Below are 18,687 nucleotides of genomic sequence, written 5' to 3' on the forward strand. Positions count from 1 at the left end.
GACAAGGCCGGGCGCGACGCCCGGCCTTCTTCCTTACTCGGCGGCCTCGGCATAGGCCTCGAGCGGCGGGCAGGTGCAGACGAGGTTCCGGTCGCCGTAGGCATTGTCCACCCGCCCGACCGGCGGCCAGTACTTGTCGACCCGGAAGGCGCCTGCCGGGAAACAGCCCTGCTCGCGCGTGTAGGGGCGGTCCCAATCGCGCACCAGGTCCTCGACGGTGTGCGGGGCGTGGCGCAGCGGGCTCTGCTCGGCCGCGATCCGCCCCTCGGCGACGTCGGTGATCTCGTCCCGGATCGCCAGCAGCGCGGTGATGAAGCGGTCGATCTCGGCCTTGGTCTCGCTTTCCGTCGGCTCGACCATCAAGGTGCCGCTGACCGGCCAACTCATCGTCGGCGCGTGGAAGCCGTTGTCGATCAGCCGCTTGGCAATGTCGTCAACCGTCACCCCATGCTCGGCGAAGGGGCGTGTGTCGATGATGCATTCATGCGCCACCCGGCCGCGGTTCCCCATGAAGAGGATCGGATAAGCCCCCGCCAGACGCGCCGCGATGTAGTTGGCGTTCAGGATCGCGACCCGCGTCGCCTGCGTCAGCCCCTCGCCACCCATCATCAGGCAATAGGCCCACGAGATCAGCAGGATCGAGGCCGACCCGTAGGGCGCCGCCGACACGGCCCCCTCGCCGCCCTCCTGCGGCACCCCCGGCAAGAACGGCGCCAGATGCGCCTTGACCCCGATCGGCCCCATGCCCGGCCCGCCGCCGCCATGCGGGATGGCGAAGGTCTTGTGCAGGTTCAGGTGGCTGACATCGCCCCCGATCTCTCCCGGCTTCACGAGGCCGACCAGCGCGTTCATGTTCGCGCCGTCGATATAGACCTGCCCGCCATGCTCATGCGTGATCTCGCAGACCTGCCGCACAGTGTCCTCGAAGACGCCATGCGTCGAGGGATAGGTGATCATCGCCGCAGCCAGCCGGTCGCCGGCCTTCGCCGCCTTGTCCGCGAAATCCTCAAGATCGATGTCCCCGTTCGGCGCCGACTTCACCACCACGACCTTCATCCCGCACATCTGCGCGGTGGCCGGGTTCGTGCCATGCGCGCTGACCGGGATCAGGCAGACGTCCCGCTCCTCCCCGCGCGAGCGGTGATAGGCGGCAATCGTCATCAGCCCGGCATACTCCCCCTGCGCCCCGCTGTTCGGCTGCATCGAGAAGGCGTCATAGCCGGTGATCCGGCAGAGCTTCTGGGTCAGGTCCGCGATCGCCTCATGATAACCCGCCGCCTGGTCGGCCGGCGCGAAAGGATGCAGCGCGCCGAACTCTGGCCAGGTGATCGGCATCATCTCGGCCGCCGCGTTCAGCTTCATCGTGCAGGAGCCGAGCGGGATCATCGCGCGGTCCAGCGCCAAATCCCGGTCCGAAAGCCGCCGCATGTAGCGCATCATCTCGGATTCGGCGCGGTTCATGTGGAAGACCGGATGGGTCAGGTAGTCGCTCTCGCGCAGCAGATCGTCGGGGATGGCGGGCGTGGTGGCCGCCTCGGCTCCCTCGGTGATGCCGAACGCCTCCAGCAGCCGCGTGATGACGCCCGCATCGGTCGTCTCGTCCACGCTGATCCCCACGCGGTCGCGCCCCACGGGCCGCAGGTTGATCCCCTGATGCCGCGCGGCCGCCAGAATGCCCTTCTGACCGACTCCGACCTTCACCGTGATCGTGTCGAAGAAGGCCTCGGGCGCCACTTCGGCCCCCGCCGCCCGCAAGGCGTCCGCGGTGGTCACCGCGTGCAGATGCACCCGCTGCGCGATGGCCCGCAGCCCCACCGGGCCATGAAAGACGGCATAGAACGACGCCATCACCGCCAGCAACGCCTGCGCCGTGCAGACGTTCGAGGTCGCCTTTTCGCGCCGGATATGCTGCTCGCGCGTCTGAAGCGCGAGGCGATAAGCCTGGTTTCCCGCCGCATCCACCGAGACGCCCACGATCCGCCCCGGCATCGCCCGCTTCAGCGCATCGCGGCAGGACATGAAGGCCGCGTGCGGGCCGCCATAGCCCATCGGCACGCCGAAGCGCTGCGCCGAACCCACGGCGATGTCCGCCCCCATCGCCCCCGGCTCCTTCAGAAGGCACAAGGCCAGCAGGTCCGTCGCCACCACGGCCAGCGCGCCCGAGGCATGCAGCGCCTCGATCTCGGGCGTCAGGTCGCGGACATGGCCGTAGGTGCCCGGATACTGGAAGATCGCCCCGAAGACCTCCTCCGCCTTCAGCGTGTCGATGGACCCCTTCACGATCCGGATGCCCAGGGGCGCCGCCCGCGTCTCGATCACCGCGATGGTCTGCGGGTGCAGGTCATGGGCGACGAAGAACGCATCGGCCTTCGACTTCGCCTGCCGCCGCGCCATGGCCATCGCCTCGGCCGCCGCCGTCGCCTCGTCCAGAAGCGAGGCGTTCGCCACCGGCAGCCCGGTCAGGTCCGCCACCATCGTCTGGTAGTTCAGCAAGGCCTCCAGCCGTCCCTGCGCGATCTCGGGCTGGTAGGGGGTATAGGCCGTATACCAGGCCGGGTTCTCCAGGATGTTGCGCTGGATCGCCGGCGGCGTGACGGTTCCGTAGTAACCCTGCCCGATCAGCGAGATCATCACCCGGTTCTTCGCCGCGACCTCGCCCATCCGCGCCAGCAGCCCCGCCTCGGACAGGGCCGGCCAGTCCAGCCGGTCCGCCTGCCGGATCGCCGCCGGCACCGTCTGCTCGATCAGCGCCTCGAGGCTGTCCGCCCCCACCGCCCTCAGCATCTCCTCCATCTCGGCCGGAGACGGGCCGATATGGCGCCGGTTGGCGAAGTCGTCGGGGTTGTAGTCGGTCGGGTTCCAGCGGCCCATCGCGCCTCCTCGCGGGGCGCATCCGGCCCCATCTTCTGTGCAGAAATATCCTCGGGGGGTCCGGGGGGCGAAGCGCCCCCGGCTTCCGCCGGGCCGACAAGGCCCGGCATCACATCAGCCGATCAGCGCCTTGTAGGCATCCTCGTCCATGAAGCCCTCCACCGCCCCGGCATCCGCCGGCTTCAGCTTGAAGAACCAGGCCGCCATGGGATCGCCGTTCACGTCGCCCGGCGCATCGGCCAAGGCGCTGTTCACCGCCGTGATCGTCCCCGCCACCGGCGCCACGATGTCCGAGGCCGCCTTGACCGATTCGATCACCACGACTTCCTCGCCCGCCGCGACCTCGCGCCCCTCCTCGGGCAGTTCGATGAAGACCACGTCGCCCAGCTGCTCGCTCGCGTGCTTGGTGATGCCGACGGCGATCTCGTCGCCGTCAGCGCGCAGCCACTCGTGATCCTCGGTGTATTTCAGCATGGTGATGCTCCTCAGCGTTTGAAGTTCGGGGAAACGAAGGGCAGGGCGGTCACGCGGACCGGCAGGCGCTTGCCGCGCAGCTCGGCATGCAGCACCGCGCCCTCGGGGATCTCGGCGGGGATCAGCGCCATGGCGACCGGCCCGCCCACGGACGGGCCGAACCCGCCCGAGCGGACGGTCGCCACCGGCTCGCCGCCCGCGGCTTCGGCATAAAGCGCGACGCCCTCGCGGATCGGCGCCCGCCCCTCGGGGCGCAGCCCGCGGCGGATTGCCGAGGCGCCCGCGGCAAGCTCGTCCAGCACCCGCTCGGCGCCCGGAAAGCCGCCCGCGCGGGCGCCGCCCGTCCGGCGGACCTTGGGGATCGACCACCCGAGCGCGGCCTCGACCGGTGTCACCTCGGCGTCCATGTCATGCCCGTAGAGCGGCATCCCCGCCTCCAGCCGCAGGCTGTCCCGCGCGCCGAGGCCGATGGGCGCCACGTCCGGCCGGTCCAGCAGCGCGCGGGCGAAATCCTCCAGCCGCGCGGCGGGAACCGAGATCTCGAACCCGTCCTCGCCCGTATAGCCCGAGCGCGAGATCCAGAGGCTCTCGCCCTCCCAGCCATGCGCAAGGCTGTCCATGAAGCGCATGCCGGCCGCGCCCGGCACCAGCGCGGCCAGCGCCGCCTCGGCCAGCGGCCCCTGCAGCGCCAGAAGGCCGCGATCGGTCACCTGCTCGACCCGCACGCCCGAGAGCGTGTGCAGCAGGTCGATGTCCTGCGCCGCGCAGGCCGCGTTCACCACCAGCAGGTAGTGATCGCCGCGATTGGCGAACATCAGATCGTCCAGCACCCCGCCGCGGTCGTTGGTGAAGAGCCCGTAGCGTTGCCGCCCCTCGGGAAGGCCCAGCACGTCGGCGGGTATCAGGCTTTCCAGCGCCAGCGCCGCCGTTTCCAGCCGCCCGTCCTCGGGCCAGACCAGCACCTGTCCCATGTGGCTGACATCGAACAGACCCGCCTTCTCGCGCGTGTGCAGATGCTCGGCCATCACGCCCATCGGGTATTGCACCGGCATCTGCCAGCCGGCGAAGGGCACCATGCGCGCGCCCAACTCCAGATGCAGGTCATATAGCCCGGTTCGGCGGGTTTCGGTGCGGCGGTCTTCGGCGGTCGTTTCGGCCATCGGGCCTCCTCGGGCATCTGCCGGGCAGCCGGCATCGGTTGGGCGGGGGGAGACCCCGCGTCCTGATGCCCCCTCTGTCCCTGCCTTCCCCCGCGGGATGGCGCCTGAGATCGTTATCCCTTCGGCGGGCGCGGCGCGCCACTCTCCAGAGTTTCGTGCGGAAAGCGGTCCTTTCGCCTGAGAGCTTGCCGGGGCGGCTTCTCCTTCGGCCCCGGCGCTGCGCCGGTGTCTCCCGAATTCCTGCCTCCACCGCTAGCCGCCCGCCGCGCCCGAGGCAAGACCTTTGTCGCAGGACGCACCCGAAGTGCCGCTTTCTGCCCGTGGGCCCGGCAGGGTCCGGCAGGACCGCCTCAGCGGCGCGGGAAGACGAAGCAGCGGTCGCGCCGCAGCATCAGCCACATGGGCGTACCCGGCGGCGGCAGGAAGACGCCCGGAACCGTGGCGTTCAGCCCGATGCCGCCTTCCATCGTGGCGAACTCGATCAGCGATTCGCGCCCGAGGTAGCGGGCGCGGACCACGCGAGCGCGGGCGGCGGTGCCGTTCTCGGCCGTGGGCGCGGGGCCCTGCCCGGCGCGGTCGAAATCGATCTTCAGGTGCTGCGGGCGGATGACGATGTCCACCTCGCTGCCATCCGGCACGCCGGGCGCGAGGAACTGCCCGAAGGGCGTTCCGGTCAGCGCCCCCTCGACCCGCGCGGTCAGCACGTTCACGTCGCTGAAGAAGGCCGCCGCCTGCCGGTCCACCGGCGCATTGTAGAGGTTGTAGGGCGCGCCCTGCTGCACGATGCGCCCGTCGCGCATCAACAGGATCAGGTCGGCCATCCGCATCGCCTCGTGCGGCTCGTGGGTGACCAGCAGGACGGCGGTGCCCTCGTCCTTCAGCAGGGCCAGCGTCTCGTCGCGGATGCCGTCGCGCAGCCGCTCGTCGAGGCCCGAGAACGGCTCGTCCATCAGCAGCACGCGCGGGCGGGGCGCCAGCGCGCGGGCCAGGGCGACGCGCTGCTGCTCGCCGCCCGACAGCTCGTGCGGGTAGCTCTCCAGATGCGGCGACATCTTCACCCGGTCCAGAAGCTCGGCCACCCGCGTACGGTTGGCGCGCCAGCCGCCCGTCAGGCCGAAGGCCACGTTCTCGGCGACCGGCAGATGCGGAAAAAGGGCGAAGTCCTGGAACATCAGCCCGATGGCGCGCCGCTCGGGCGGGATGCGGAACTGGGTGTCGCAGATCAGCTGCCCGTCCACTAGGATGCGTCCGGCGTCCTGCATGTCGACGCCCGCCACGATCCGCAGCGTCGTCGACTTGCCGCAGCCCGAGGGGCCCAGCAGGCAGGCCACCTGGCCCGCCTCGATGGCGAAGGAGACGTCGTCGACGACGCGGCGGCCCTCGAAGGCGCGGGTCAGGTTCTGGACTTCCAGGCGCGGCGGCTGCTTCACGGACAATCTAGTCTTTCGCTCGGGCTTTGCCTCGCCTAGCAAAGCCGCGCCGAGGCCGCAACCGGCCGGGTCAGATGGTCATGTTCGTCGCACCGCCGTCCAGAAGGATGTTCTGGCCGATGATGAACCGCGCATGCTGGCTGCAGAGGAAGGCGCAGGTGGCGCCGAAATCCTCGGCGGTGCCGTAGCTACCCGTGGGGATCGTCGCCTGCCGGCGCCGCCGCGCCTCGTCGATGTCGATGCCCTGCTGCTGCGATACCCCCCGGTCGAGGCTGTCCGCACGGTCCGTCGCATGAATGCCCGGCAGGATGTTGTTCACGCAGACGCCGCTGCCCGCGACCTGTCGCGACATGCCGGCGACGAAGCCCGTCAGCCCGGTCCGCGCCGTGTTCGACAGGCCGAGCGCGGGGATGGGCGCGCGCACCGATTGCGAGGTGATGTTGACGACGCGGCCCCAGCCCCGCTCCATCATGCCCGGCACCAGCGCCTGCATCAGCGCGACCGCGCTCAGCATGTTCGCGTCCAGCGCGCGGATGAAGTCCTCGCGGCTCCACGCGCGCCAGTCGCCCGGGGGCGGGCCGCCGGCATTGTTGACCAGGATGTCCGCCTGGCCCACCGCCGCCAGCACCTTGGCGCGCCCGTCCTCGGTGGTGATGTCGGCCGCGACGGGCGTGACGCTGACGCCGTGCCGGGCCGCGATCTCCTCGGCGGCGGCGGTGATGTCGGCCTCGGTGCGGCTGTTGATGACCAGATCGACGCCGGCCGCCGCCAGCGCCTCGGCGCAGCCCCGCCCCAGCCCCTTGGAGGCCGCGCAGACCAGCCCCCGCTTGCCCCTGATGCCCAGATCCATGTGCGTCCTCCTGCAATTCCCGCGCAGAAGACGCGGCGCCTGCGGCAATGTCAAACGTCGAGGCAGGCGGCGGGGCGTGCCCCGCGGCGCGCGAGGAGCCTCGACGGCCCCGATCGCGCCTGCCGCTCAAGGCTCTTTTCGTGCAGACCGAGGTCGTCCGCCGACATGTCCCAACTGCCTCTGCGCTACGGGCGGTACGCGAGGCCGCAAGCGCGTGGCGCCAGGATGAAACCTCGACTTGAGCGGCCTACCGCACTTCATGGCGTTGATGGAGACGCTTGCGACTGCGCCTCAACCGCCGTTGCCTTGGCACCATCGGTGGAGACGACTTACCGGATGCAAGCACTTCAGACTCTCTGCGAACGCAGGCTCGGGAACTGCCCGGAGCTACAAGGTCACGGCAGCTTCGCTGATCTATCGACAACCAACTTGCGCGTGCAATCTAATCAACGGTCACCGGGCAGATGCACCTGCCTCGCAGAGCGCAAGGGTGATCAGCTTGGGGCGGGATGCGCATATGGGTCGGGCGGCTGGGGGCGTGGGCTGCGCCTGGCAATCAGGACAAAGCCTCTCCTGAGCGCGTCAGCCGCTCGATGACCGGGCCTGAGGATACGCTTTTCGTTGCAATGCAAGATCCTGATTGCGCCTGCGGCGAGTTCCACTCTGCCTGCCGCAGCAAGAAGCCCTGCACCATGCTCACCTGGCCGCCGACACAGACCGTCCGCAGTCAGGTCAACTGTCCTGACGACGCTCCGCGCTCAGGCAGCGACGGCTTTGCGGATCGCGGCCATGTTCGCGCCATAGACCTGCGGTGAGGCCACGCTTCCGCCCCGGAAGACCGCCGAGCCTGCGACCAGCACGTCCGCGCCCGCCGTGACGACCAGAGGCGCGGTCGCCGCATCGACGCCGCCGTCCACCTGGATGTGGATGGGGCGGTCGCCGATCATCCCGCGCAGGCGAGCGATCTTGTCCAGTTGGCTGTGGATGAACTTCTGCCCGCCGAAGCCGGGGTTCACGGTCATCACCACCACCATGTCGCACAGGTCCAGCAGGTACTCGACCGCCTCGACCGGCGTGCCCGGGTTCAGCGCGATCCCGGCCTGCCTCCCCGTCGCCCGGATTGCCTGGAGCGTCCGGTGCGGGTGCGGGCCGGCCTCGACATGGGCGGTGATCATGTCGGCGCCGGCCTCGGCATAGGCCTCGATGAAGGGGTCGACAGGCGCGATCATCAGATGCACGTCCATGAAGGTCGTCACATGAGGGCGGAAGGCCTTCACCGCCGGCGGGCCGAAGGTCAGGTTCGGCACGAAATGCCCGTCCATGACGTCCACATGCACCCAGTCCGCGCCCTGATCCTCGATCGCCCGGATCTCGGCGCCGAAATCGGCGAAATCTGCGGAAAGGATCGACGGGGCGATCCTGATCTTGCGGTCGAACTCCATCGGCGCCCTCCTGCTGGCCACGCGCCTGCGCCCTGCCTTCTCGCGCCCGCCGCGTCAAGCCCGTAGCCGCGCCGCCCAGGTCGAGGCTTGCCGCGGCCACCTTGCTCATCGCCGTCTTCCGGACGCGGTCAGCGTGGATCCCGGATCGCCGTGATCTCGCGGGCAGGGGCCGCGCCGCCACCCTGGAAGATCAGGACCATGCCGTCATCCGCAAGCTCGGCCTCCACGATCCGGGCATAGACGCCGACCTTGCCTGTCGCGACTTTCGTGCCGTTGCTGTAGCTTTCGATGGTGAAGCTGTACTGCCCGTCCGGCAGCTTCTCGTCGAAGGAGTCGCGCCCGTACCACTCGATCTGCCCCGTCCCCGGTCCGATCTCCTCGCGGCCGATCTCTCGCCCGCGAGCGTCATGCGCGATCAGCTGCACGCTGTCCGCCATCCGGTCGGGCGCGATGTCGAGCGTCAGCGGCACGTTGCCGAACCAGACCGGCGCCGTCGTGCGCGCCTCCTTGCCGATGAACGAGGCCGCGCCGGCAAGACCCGCGCCCGACTGCCCCGCCATCTGCGTCAGCAGCTTGTTGGTCATGGCCTGCTGCTCGACCCCTGCGAACGTGGCAAGCTGCACCGCGAAATCCGTGCTCTGCATCGGATTTAGCGGGTCCTGGTTGCGCAGCTGCGCGGTCAGCATCCGCAGGAAGGTTTCGAAATCTGCTCCGGCGCCCGGGCCCGAGAAGCCGCCTTTCGCCTGGACGGCCGGCGCGGCCGCGTTTCCGATGGCGTTCACCATGTCCTTGGTCCTCACACTCTGATGTCGATGCGGCGCTGCGGGTCGATGTAGCGCCGGGCGGCGGCCAGCGGCGGCACGACCGCGAAATCTGTGTCGCCCGTCGCGGCGGCCTCGAACCGGACGGGCGCCTGCCATTCGCCGCCCTGCCGGAACTCCATCGAGGCCGAAGCCAGGCCCGCCTCCGCCAGATCGGCGGACAGAAGATCGGCGTTGCGCCGCAGCAGCTCCAGCGTCTCGGGGCGCTCGGCCCAGATCACCAACTGCGAGCGGTCGCTTCCCGTGACCACCATCCGCAGTCGGCCAAGCTCCTCGGGCGCCAGCAGGATTTCGGTCGCCTCGCCGCGGCTGACAAGCACCGCCTCGGCGATCTGCCGGCCGGGCGGAGGCGCCGCATGGGCACCCGGCCCGTGCTGCGCACCGAGGGGCGTGGGCAGCCGGATCTCGCGATCGAAAGCCGGTAGCGCAGGAAGAACCGCAAGCGCGTCAGCAGGCGCCGGAGGCGCGTTGCTCGCCGCGGCCTCGAAACCCGCGGGCAAGGCCGCTGCGCCGCGCGGGACGACTGCGGCCGGAGCCTCGGCCAGCGCCCGGGCGGCCTTCAAGATGCGGCGCTCGTCGCCCGCAGGCGTCTCGCCGGCAGTCGCCACGATGTCTGTCGTGCTTCCCGAAGATGATGACGGTGCCTTGCGCACCGCGTCCTGCAGGCTCTGCGGCACAGCAGCCGGCGCGGCCTGCAGCGGCTGATTCGCCATTGCGGCACTCGGCGCATCGGGTTGCGGTGCCGCGGCGGCCTCGAGCGGAGGCTGGGCGGGCAGCGAGGGCGCCGCCTGCGCGACGACGGGATGCGCCTGACGCTGCTCGGCCGGCATCTGCGGGATCGAGGCGTCCTCCGCCAGATGAGCCCCCTCCTCGACGGCAAGCTCCTTCACGACCTCTCGAGCCGGATCATTCTGAGGCTCCGGCTCCGGCGCGACGGTCCCGCCGTCGGACGCGTAGGCTGCTTCCGCAGGCGCAGCCTCCACGGAAACCTGCGGCGCGGCCTCGGCCGTTCGCGCGGGCGACGAAGCGGCGGCGCCAAGACCCTCGACCTCCGCCGTCTCGACGGGCGCCCGCGTGGATCCTGCCTCCTGCGCCAGCGCGGCCTCGCCCTGCGAATCATCCGAGGCAACCTCTGGTTCCGCGAGCTGCGCCGTCACCCCCGAGCGTGCCGCCAGCCAATCCTCCAGCGCATCCTCCACCGCGGCGGCTGGCGCAGGCGCGGCCCCATCCGCAAGCGGATCAAGCGTGAAGCCCGTACTTTCCGCCCGCTCGGCTTCACCCGGCTCGGCCGGCGCCACGGTGGCTGGCAGGACCGACAGGATCTGTGAAATCTCGCTCATGACAGGTACCCCTTTGGCAGCCGGGATAGCGCAAAAGGCTTACCAATTATTTACCTCGCCCCGCTATTTCTGCGCCATTCCCCCTGTCGCGGAGACCTGAATGGACCCCCTGCACCTTGCCGCCGCTCCCGTCGCGCGACCCGCGCCTCAATCAATGGCCAGCACCAGCCTCGCTGACCAGGTCGAGCAGATGTTCCTCGAGGAGATGCTGAAGCATTGCGGCCCCGGCGCCCTTGGCGGCAGCTTCGGCGGCGGCGCCGGAGAGGAGCAGTTCTCCAGCTTCCTGACGCGCGAGCACGCGGCGCTGCTGGCGCGCCGCCTCGACCTCGGCCTCGGCAACCTCGAGGCCAAGGCATGAGCCGCGCGGTGACCCGGCGGATCGAGGCCGTGCGCCAGGCGCTCCTCTCGGGCAATGCCGAGCAGGCGCTGGCGCGGCTGGACGACCTGACCGCGACGCTCGCGCGCGGCAAGATCGACGAGGCCGCCCGCGAATCGCTGGAGCCCGCGCTGGCCGACCTGCGCCAGCTGGCCGAGGCCTCGCTGCAGGGCGCCCGCGGCGCCGCCGAGGAGGTGCGCGCCATCGTCCTCGCCGCGCAGTCGCTGGCCACCTATGACAGCTTCGGCCGCCGCCAGCTGAAGCCGGTGGCCGCGCCGGCGCCGCGCCGGTTTTGATAAAATCCGACGCAAGCCGTGTTTGAGCGGAGGGGGGAAATTCACTACCCGTAAAGCACCGGCGGCCTAGACATCAGGCATGCCGCGAAAGGCAGGGCAGACGCCCGAACCGGTCAGAAGGCCATCAATGCGAACCGGGGCCAAAGCGCCCCTCTCATGGAGGACAACATGTCCAGCATTCTGACCAACCAAAGCGCCATCGTCGCGCTTCAGACCCTGAAATCGGTCAACAGCAACCTGAGCAAAGCTCAGTCCGAGATCTCGACCGGCAAGTCGGTCGCCAACGCCAAGGACAACGCGGCGGTTTGGGCGATCTCGAAGGTGATGGAAACCGACCAGTCCGCAAACAAGACCATGCAGAGCATGCTTAACGTGGCAGGACAGGCGATCTCCACAGCGCGCCTTGGTGCCGAGCGGATCACAGATGTCCTCGGGGAGATCAAGAACCTCGCGTTGGGCGCAAACAACAGCGTTACGGAGAGCGAGCGCGCGAAAATCCGCACGGACATCGAACTGAAGTTTAAGGAAATTGCGTCCGTAATCAACGGCACGCAAATGAACGGCGTGAACCTGCTGAAAGGACCTGCGGCAGAATTTGGTTCCGCCACCCCCAGCGACACGGAGGTGGCGGCGGTCAACGCGGTTAGCCTAACCGTTGTCGGTTCGCTTGATCGTGCCGCGGGCTCCGCTACGACTACCGTCAACAAGATCAACGTCGCCAATACCAGGCTACAGCATGTGCTGGGGATCAACCTTGGGACCGGTGTCGCCTCGATGTTTGGTGCCAACGCGCTGAACCTCGCGGATCCGACGGCTGCCTCGGCCGCGCCTACTGCTGTTAGCCGTGTCGGCCCTTACGGGGTTGCGAACAGCGCGAATGAGTTCATTGCCAACATTGAGGCTGCCATTAGCGTGGTCGTGGCAAAGACTGCCGAACTGGGTTCTGCAGGCAAGCGTATCTCTGACCAAACAGAGTTCATCGGTAAAATGGCCGACTCGCTAAAGGTCGGCATTGGCTCGCTTGTTGACGCCGACATGGAAGAAGCCTCTGCCCGCCTGCAGGCGCTGCAGACCCAGCAGCAGCTGGGCATCCAGTCGCTGTCGATCGCCAACCAGGCGCCCTCGGCGATCCTGTCGCTCTTCCGCTGATGACGAAGCGGGGCGCCCTACGCGGCGCCCCGTCCTTCGCCTGATGATCCAAATCCAGAACGGGACGCATGATCTTGAACGCGGTTACGCCACTCAAAACCCACGCCTACGGCTCGGCTGCTGTCCGCACCGCGCGCGACACCGAATACGACGCCTTCTCGCGCATCACCCGCCAGCTGCGCCAGACCGACCGCCGCTGCGCCACCATCGAAGCGATCCAGGCCGTCCACCTGAACAACGAACTCTGGACCGCCCTCGCCGCCGACCTCGCCGCGCCCGGCAACGCGCTGCCCGACGAGGTGAAGGCGGGCCTTCTCTCGCTTGCCGGCTTCAGCATCCGCCGCGGCCATGCCTGCCTGCAGGGCGAGGCGACGACCGACGCCCTCATCGACATCAATCTCAGCATCATGAAGGGCCTGCGCGGCGAGGTGCCGGCATGAGCGGCCTCGTCCTCAAGCTCGCCCCGAACGAGCGCATCCTGATCAACGGCGCGGTGATCGAGAACGGCGACCGACGCTCGCGAATCTCGATCAAGACGCCCAACGTCAATGTCCTGCGCCTGCGCGACGCGATCCACCCCGACGCGGCCAACACGCCCGTCGCCCGCGCCTGCTACATCGCGCAGCTGATCCTGTCGGGCGATGCCGATCCGGCCCAAGGCAGGCGGCAGCTGCTCAGCGCCATCGAGCAGCTGAGCCAGGTCTTCGACGACCGCGACAGCCGCATCCTCCTGGCCGACGCCACCAACTTCGCCATCGAGGACAACCCCTACCAGGCGATGCGCCGCCTGCGCGAGCTGCTCCCGCGCGAGGCCCGGCTCTTCGCCGCCACCCGCCAGTGAGGGGGCGATGACGCCGGCGATCAACCTCGGCCTCGGCGGCCTTCCGGGCTGGAAGATCCTGCAGCGGACCGAGGCCCGCCAGATCGAGGCGCTGCGCAAGGACAGCATCGTCCAGCGCAGCACCACCTACCTGCGCGAGAACATCGACAAGGTCCGCTCGCCCGAGGCGCTGGTGAAGGACTACCGGCTGCTCTCGGGCGTGCTCTCCGCCTTCGGCCTCGAGAACGACATCTCGAACAAGGCCTTCATCCGCAAAATCCTGGAATCCGATCCCGCGGACCAGAAGGCCTTGGTCAACCGCCTCAGCGACAAGCGCTATCTGCGGATGGCGCAGACGATCGGGACCGGCGGGACGCCCGCCGAGCTTGCCGATCGCCTGACCGAGGCCTTCGTCACGCGCGAGCATGAACGTCGCGTCGGCGGCGCCCATGAGGAGCTGCGTCTCGCGATGAACGGCCGGCGCGAGCTGCAGCAGTTCGCCGGCCGCACCGCGACCGACCGGACTCTGTGGTACGAGGTGATGGGCAACCCGCCGCTGCGCAAGCTGATGGAAGGCGCGCTCGGCCTCAGCCGCTCGCTGGGCAAGCTGCCGGTCGAGCGGCAGAACCAAGAGTTCATGGCCGCCGCGCAACGGACCTTTGGAACCACTTCCTTGGCAGCGCTCGCCGAGCCGGCCCAGACCGAGCGGGTGATCCAGAATTACCTCGCGCGCTCGCAGCTGACCGAGAGCCCCGTCGCGAACCGCTACAGCGCAGCGATGTCGCTTCTCGCGCCCCGCTGATGACGGGCCGTCAGCACGATCACCAGAGTGGCCGCGAACCCTGCTGGGCTTGCCAGGCTGCGCAGCGTCGTTCGGCCTGAAACTCCGCTCTCTGCCCGTCACAAACGCGGAGCAAGCCCGGATGCCACGGTCGCAGCGTCGCGCCAGGTCGCCGCTTTGTAGAGGCTCCTAGACGGAACGCACGCCCGCGAGCCACCGGGCGCCTCGCCCTTTTCGCCCTGCCGCTGTCCGGCGCACCTTGCGCCCAAGTCCCGCTTGACTATAACCCCGGTCGATTTGCGCACATCCAAGACAGCCGGGGCCCGACCATGCCGAAGAGAACCGATATCAAGTCCATCCTGATCATCGGCGCCGGCCCCATCGTCATCGGGCAGGCCTGCGAGTTCGACTATTCCGGCGCCCAGGCCTGCAAGGCGCTGCGCGAGGAAGGCTACCGGGTCATCCTGGTCAACTCGAACCCTGCCACGATCATGACCGATCCCGAGATGGCCGACGCCACCTATATCGAGCCGATCACCCCCGAGATCGTCGAGAAGATCATCGCGAAAGAGCGTCCCGACGCGCTGCTGCCCACGATGGGCGGGCAGACCGGCCTCAACACCGCGCTGGCGCTGGCCGACAGCGGGGCGCTCAACCGCTACGGGGTCGAGCTGATCGGCGCGCAGCGCGCCGCGATCGAGATGGCCGAGGACCGCAAGCTCTTCCGCGAGGCGATGGACCGGATCGGCCTCGAGAATCCAAAGGCCACCATTGTCGCCGCGCCGAAGCTGGCCAGCGGCAAGTACGACATCAATGCCGGCGTTCGCGAAGCGATGGATGCGCTGGAAGAGATCGGCCTGCCCGCCATCATCCGCCCCGCCTTCACGCTCGGCGGCACCGGCGGCGGCGTCGCATACAACCGCGACGACTACGAGCGGATCGTCCGCTCGGGCCTCGACGCCTCGCCCATGGCGCAGGTGCTGATCGACGAGAGCCTGCTCGGCTGGAAGGAATACGAGATGGAGGTCGTGCGGGATCGCAACGACAACGCCATCATCGTCTGCGCCATCGAGAACGTCGATCCGATGGGCGTGCATACGGGCGACAGCATCACCGTCGCCCCTGCGCTGACCCTGACCGACCGCGAGTACCAGATCATGCGCACCGCCAGCATCGCGGTCCTGCGCGAGATCGGGGTCGAGACCGGCGGCTCGAACGTGCAATGGGCGGTGAACCCTGCCGACGGTCGCATGGTCGTGATCGAGATGAACCCGCGCGTGTCGCGCAGCTCGGCGCTGGCCTCCAAGGCCACCGGCTTCCCCATCGCCAAGATCGCCGCGAAGCTGGCTGTCGGCTACACGCTGGACGAGCTGGACAACGACATCACCAAGGTCACCCCGGCCAGCTTCGAGCCCTCCATCGACTACGTCGTGACCAAGATCCCGCGCTTTGCGTTCGAGAAGTTCCCCGGTTCCAAGCCTGAACTCACCACCGCGATGAAATCGGTGGGAGAGGTCATGGCCATCGGCCGCTCCTTCCACGAATCGCTGCAAAAAGCGCTGGCCTCGATGGAGAACGGCCTGACCGGCCTCGACGAGATCGCCATCGAGGGCGCGTCCGAGCAGGGCAAGCCCGCCTTCATCGCCGCCCTCTCGCGCGCCACCCCCGACCGCATCCGCGTCATCGCCGAGGCCATGCGCTTCGGCATGACCGATGACGAGATCGGCCGCATCACCAGCTTCGACCCGTGGTTCCTCGCCCGCATCCGCGAGATCGTGGACGCCGAGCACAAGATCCGCCACGAGGGCCTGCCCCAGGACGAGGACGGCCTGCGCGCCCTCAAGATGATGGGCTTCACCGATGCCCGCCTCGCCCACCTGACCGGCCAAAGCGAAACCGAGATCCGCCGCGCCCGCCGCGCCAAGGGCATCCGCCCCGTCTTCAAGCGCATCGACACCTGCGCGGCCGAGTTCGAAGCCCAGACCCCCTACATGTATTCCACCTACGAATCCCCCGCGATGGGCGACGTGGAATGCGAATCCCGCCCGACGGACGCCAAGAAGGTCGTCATCCTCGGCGGCGGCCCCAACCGCATCGGCCAGGGGATCGAGTTCGACTACTGCTGCTGCCACGCCTGCTACGCGCTGACCGATGCCGGCTACGAGACCATCATGGTCAACTGCAACCCCGAGACCGTCTCGACCGACTACGACACCTCGGACCGCCTTTATTTCGAGCCGCTCACCCTCGAGCACGTCCTCGAGATCCTGCACACCGAGCAGCAGAACGGCACCCTCCACGGCGTCATCGTCCAGTTCGGCGGCCAGACCCCCCTCAAGCTCGCCAACGCGCTGGAGGCCGAGGGCATCCCCATCCTCGGCACCACCCCCGACGCCATCGACCTGGCCGAGGACCGCGAGCGCTTCCAGCACCTCTTGAACGACCTCGGCCTCAAGCAGCCCATCAACGGCATCGCCCACTCGGGCGACGAAGCCATCCAGATCGCCGGCCGCATCGGCTTCCCCCTCGTGATCCGCCCCTCCTACGTCCTCGGCGGCCGCGCGATGGAGATCGTGCGCGACATGGACCACCTGCGCCGCTACATCACCGAGGCCGTCTCCGTCTCGGGCAAGAACCCCGTCCTCCTCGACAGCTACCTCTCCGGCGCGATCGAGGTCGATATCGACGCCCTCTGCGACGGCGAAAATGTCCACGTCGCCGGCATCATGGAGCATATCGAGGAAGCGGGCGTCCATTCCGGCGACAGCGCCTGCTCGCTGCCCCCCCACACCCTCGACGCCGCCACCATCGCCGAGCTGAAGACCCAGACCGCCGCCATGGCCCGCGCGCTCAAGGTCAAGGGCCTCATGAACGTGCAGTTCGCCCTCAAGGACGGCGAGATCTTCGTGCTCGAGGTGAACCCCCGCGCCAGCCGCACCGTCCCCTTCGTCGCCAAGGCCACCGACAGCGCCATCGCCTCAATCGCCGCGCGCCTCATGGCCGGCGAGCCGATGTCAAACTTCCCCCTCCGCGCGCCCTATCCCGAAGGCGTCGGCCCGGAAGCCGACCTGCCCTTCGCCGACCCGCTGACCCTCGCCGACCCGATCACGCCGTGGTTCTCGGTCAAAGAGGCCGTGCTGCCCTTCGCCCGCTTCCCCGGCGTCGACACGCTGCTCGGCCCGGAAATGCGCTCCACCGGCGAGGTGATGGGCTGGGACCGCAACTTCGCCCGCGCCTTCCTCAAGGCGCAGATGGGCGCCGGCACCCACCTGCCGCACGAGGGCCGCGTCTTCCTGTCCGTCAAGGACGCCGACAAGACCCCCGCCCTGGCGCAGGCCGCCCGCGATCTGGTCGACATGGGCTTCTCGCTCGTCGCCACCGCCGGCACCGCCGATTTCCTTGACGCGCAGGGCGTGGCTTCGACCCGCGTGAACAAGGTCTACGAGGGGCGCCCGAACATCGTCGACCGCCTGAAGAACGACGACATCGCGATGGTCCTGAACACGACCGAGGGCGTCCAGGCCATCGCCGACAGCCGCGAGATCCGCGCCGTCGCCCTCTACGACAAGATCCCCTATTTCACCACGGCCGCGGGCAGCATCGCGGCGGTGGCGGCGATCAAGTCGCGCGAGGAGGGGGAAGTCGGGGTGAGGTCGCTGCAGGCTTAGCCGGAACCTCTTGCAAAGCGTTAAGCTTGCAGTTTTCTAGGTCGCTTAAACGCGGAGACTGTCGCTTTGAACGTCTTGATCTTTGACTTATATCCTGAAGCCCCTTCCGATAATCGACATAGCGAATTTGAAGATATCGTTTGCACCACTCTCAGATGCACCGTGCATCGACTTAAGAGGTTCCAGAATGGCGAGTCGTTTGACGTCTGGCTGGAGAGCGCGAGGAGCGCGATAAGGGATGCAAATCTAATCGTTCTGCTCACGCCTTGGCGAATGCTGCGTTATCTTTCAGAGCATGCAGATGAGCTATCGGGCATTATATGCGATAAACTCCGCGCTGGAACTCCTGCTATAGTCGAGTTAGGTAGGAACGATGCCATAGCTTTGCACCCGGCCTCGGTTGCCGAAAAAGCCGCAGAGCGGATCTATAGCGCATTAGGGATCAAGTTGTTTCCGATTCGCGTGTCGCTCCCAAGGGCTATCAACGAAAATGCAAATGAGTATTGCATCACCATCTCACCAGAGGACAGCGTTCTTCGGCCTGAGTACATCGATCCGGACGAAAAGCTGTATGTAAATCAGCCAATGTTGCTAAGCTGCAATGCTGGTACATATCCAATGGTAGAGGCTCCGCTTGGAGCAAAATTCATTACAGACCTAGACTTGCTTACTTCTAGTATTCCAGGAGTTCGCCCGACGATTATGGCATATAAGAAGTCCCGGAGCACATTCCAGTTCATTAGCTCGGCGGGAATTTTACACGATGGCTATGAGGCTCTCGGAGGTTTCTATGTTCGCGGCGCCGCGGAGAACAGGAATTTTATTGCCGCCATAGCATTGGAAGCTGGAAGAAGTGCAGACACGCTCGAAAACAGGGCGTTGCGAGCTTACGAACCATTCATACGCTGTGAAAGAGCCGCTGGACGCATCCTGTTGGCGATATCTAACGGTGATGTTGAAAAGGTGTTGGTAGGTAAGGTGAAAGTAAAGCTTAAAGAGATATATAAAGGCGACTTGGGTCGATTGACGCTTTTGGAAATGCTTGAAAGTTTCCGGGCCAAGTCGCAAGGACCCTGTTCAGTCAACTGTTCGACGGCGAAGGTGGCGTCTCGAGACAGGATCTTGCAAATCTCATAGAAACGGTCAACGGCGGGGCGAGGAATATTCTTGCCCACCCAGCCAAGACAGTATTAGGAAAATCCACTATCT

At 67.7% G+C, this 18,687-nt stretch carries 16 protein-coding genes and 1 riboswitch; of the genes, 8 read left to right on the forward strand and 8 right to left on the reverse strand.

Annotated features, from left to right (window positions below; genetic code table 11):
* Nucleotides 1-33: 33 nt before the first annotated feature.
* The 8 genes from gcvP to fliK form a co-directional block, all read right to left on the reverse strand.
* Nucleotides 34-2,871 (reverse strand): aminomethyl-transferring glycine dehydrogenase, encoded by a 2,838-nt coding sequence (gene gcvP / locus BLP73_RS05865; protein ID WP_090741232.1) that lies wholly within the window; start codon nucleotides 2,869-2,871, stop codon nucleotides 34-36.
* A 114-nt stretch (nucleotides 2,872-2,985) separates the two neighbouring features.
* Nucleotides 2,986-3,342 (reverse strand): glycine cleavage system protein GcvH, encoded by a 357-nt coding sequence (gene gcvH, locus BLP73_RS05870; protein ID WP_175453260.1) that lies wholly within the window; start codon nucleotides 3,340-3,342, stop codon nucleotides 2,986-2,988.
* Nucleotides 3,343-3,356: 14 nt separating this feature from the next.
* Entirely contained in the window at nucleotides 3,357-4,505 is a 1,149-nt protein-coding gene (gene gcvT / locus BLP73_RS05875) for a glycine cleavage system aminomethyltransferase GcvT (RefSeq protein ID WP_090741237.1), read from the reverse strand.
* A 155-nt stretch (nucleotides 4,506-4,660) separates the two neighbouring features.
* A riboswitch (glycine riboswitch) is annotated at nucleotides 4,661-4,750 on the reverse strand.
* Nucleotides 4,751-4,855: 105 nt separating this feature from the next.
* Nucleotides 4,856-5,935: an ABC transporter ATP-binding protein gene (locus BLP73_RS05880; protein ID WP_090741240.1), complete on the reverse strand. Its 1,080-nt coding sequence runs from the start codon at nucleotides 5,933-5,935 to the stop codon at nucleotides 4,856-4,858.
* Nucleotides 5,936-6,005: 70 nt separating this feature from the next.
* Nucleotides 6,006-6,785 (reverse strand): SDR family oxidoreductase, encoded by a 780-nt coding sequence (locus tag BLP73_RS05885; protein WP_090741243.1) that lies wholly within the window; start codon nucleotides 6,783-6,785, stop codon nucleotides 6,006-6,008.
* Between the two features lie 758 nt (nucleotides 6,786-7,543).
* Entirely contained in the window at nucleotides 7,544-8,227 is a 684-nt protein-coding gene (rpe, locus tag BLP73_RS05890; RefSeq protein ID WP_090741245.1) for a ribulose-phosphate 3-epimerase, read from the reverse strand.
* Between the two features lie 128 nt (nucleotides 8,228-8,355).
* Nucleotides 8,356-9,012, reverse strand: coding sequence for a flagellar hook capping FlgD N-terminal domain-containing protein (locus BLP73_RS05895; protein ID WP_090741247.1), 657 nt, complete (start codon nucleotides 9,010-9,012; stop codon nucleotides 8,356-8,358).
* An 11-nt stretch (nucleotides 9,013-9,023) separates the two neighbouring features.
* The gene (gene fliK, locus BLP73_RS05900) at nucleotides 9,024-10,388 is read right to left on the reverse strand and encodes a flagellar hook-length control protein FliK (RefSeq protein WP_090741249.1); all 1,365 of its coding nucleotides are present in this window, start codon (nucleotides 10,386-10,388) and stop codon (nucleotides 9,024-9,026) included.
* Nucleotides 10,389-10,488: 100 nt separating this feature from the next.
* Between fliK and BLP73_RS05905 the strand changes: the two genes are divergently transcribed.
* The 8 genes from BLP73_RS05905 (at nucleotide 10,489) to BLP73_RS18980 (ending at nucleotide 18,615) form a co-directional block, all read left to right on the forward strand.
* Entirely contained in the window at nucleotides 10,489-10,746 is a 258-nt protein-coding gene (locus tag BLP73_RS05905) for a hypothetical protein (RefSeq protein ID WP_245686563.1), read from the forward strand.
* Nucleotides 10,743-11,060, forward strand: a complete 318-nt coding sequence (locus BLP73_RS05910; protein ID WP_090741254.1) for a hypothetical protein — start codon at nucleotides 10,743-10,745, stop codon at nucleotides 11,058-11,060. The genes BLP73_RS05905 and BLP73_RS05910 overlap by 4 nt, the downstream gene beginning before the upstream one ends.
* Before the next feature lie 168 nt (nucleotides 11,061-11,228).
* A complete protein-coding gene (locus BLP73_RS05915; protein WP_090741474.1) occupies nucleotides 11,229-12,209 on the forward strand; it encodes a flagellin in 981 nt (326 codons plus the stop codon).
* A gap of 68 nt (nucleotides 12,210-12,277) precedes the next feature.
* A complete protein-coding gene (gene flaF, locus BLP73_RS05920; RefSeq protein WP_090741256.1) occupies nucleotides 12,278-12,649 on the forward strand; it encodes a flagellar biosynthesis regulator FlaF in 372 nt (123 codons plus the stop codon).
* Nucleotides 12,646-13,050, forward strand: a complete 405-nt coding sequence (gene flbT / locus BLP73_RS05925; RefSeq protein WP_090741258.1) for a flagellar biosynthesis repressor FlbT — start codon at nucleotides 12,646-12,648, stop codon at nucleotides 13,048-13,050. Before flaF ends, flbT begins: the two co-directional genes overlap by 4 nt.
* Before the next feature lie 7 nt (nucleotides 13,051-13,057).
* Nucleotides 13,058-13,831 carry a DUF1217 domain-containing protein gene (locus BLP73_RS05930; protein ID WP_090741261.1) on the forward strand — a complete coding sequence of 258 codons (774 nt, stop codon included), beginning with the start codon at nucleotides 13,058-13,060 and terminating at the stop codon, nucleotides 13,829-13,831.
* Nucleotides 13,832-14,139: 308 nt separating this feature from the next.
* A complete protein-coding gene (carB, locus tag BLP73_RS05935; protein ID WP_090741263.1) occupies nucleotides 14,140-17,478 on the forward strand; it encodes a carbamoyl-phosphate synthase large subunit in 3,339 nt (1,112 codons plus the stop codon).
* A 273-nt stretch (nucleotides 17,479-17,751) separates the two neighbouring features.
* On the forward strand, nucleotides 17,752-18,615 hold the full coding sequence (locus BLP73_RS18980; protein WP_139165901.1) for a hypothetical protein: 864 nt from the start codon (nucleotides 17,752-17,754) through the stop codon (nucleotides 18,613-18,615).
* Nucleotides 18,616-18,687: the final 72 nt, after the last annotated feature.

The organism is Paracoccus tibetensis (genome assembly GCF_900102505.1).
GTDB lineage: Bacteria > Pseudomonadota > Alphaproteobacteria > Rhodobacterales > Rhodobacteraceae > Paracoccus > Paracoccus tibetensis.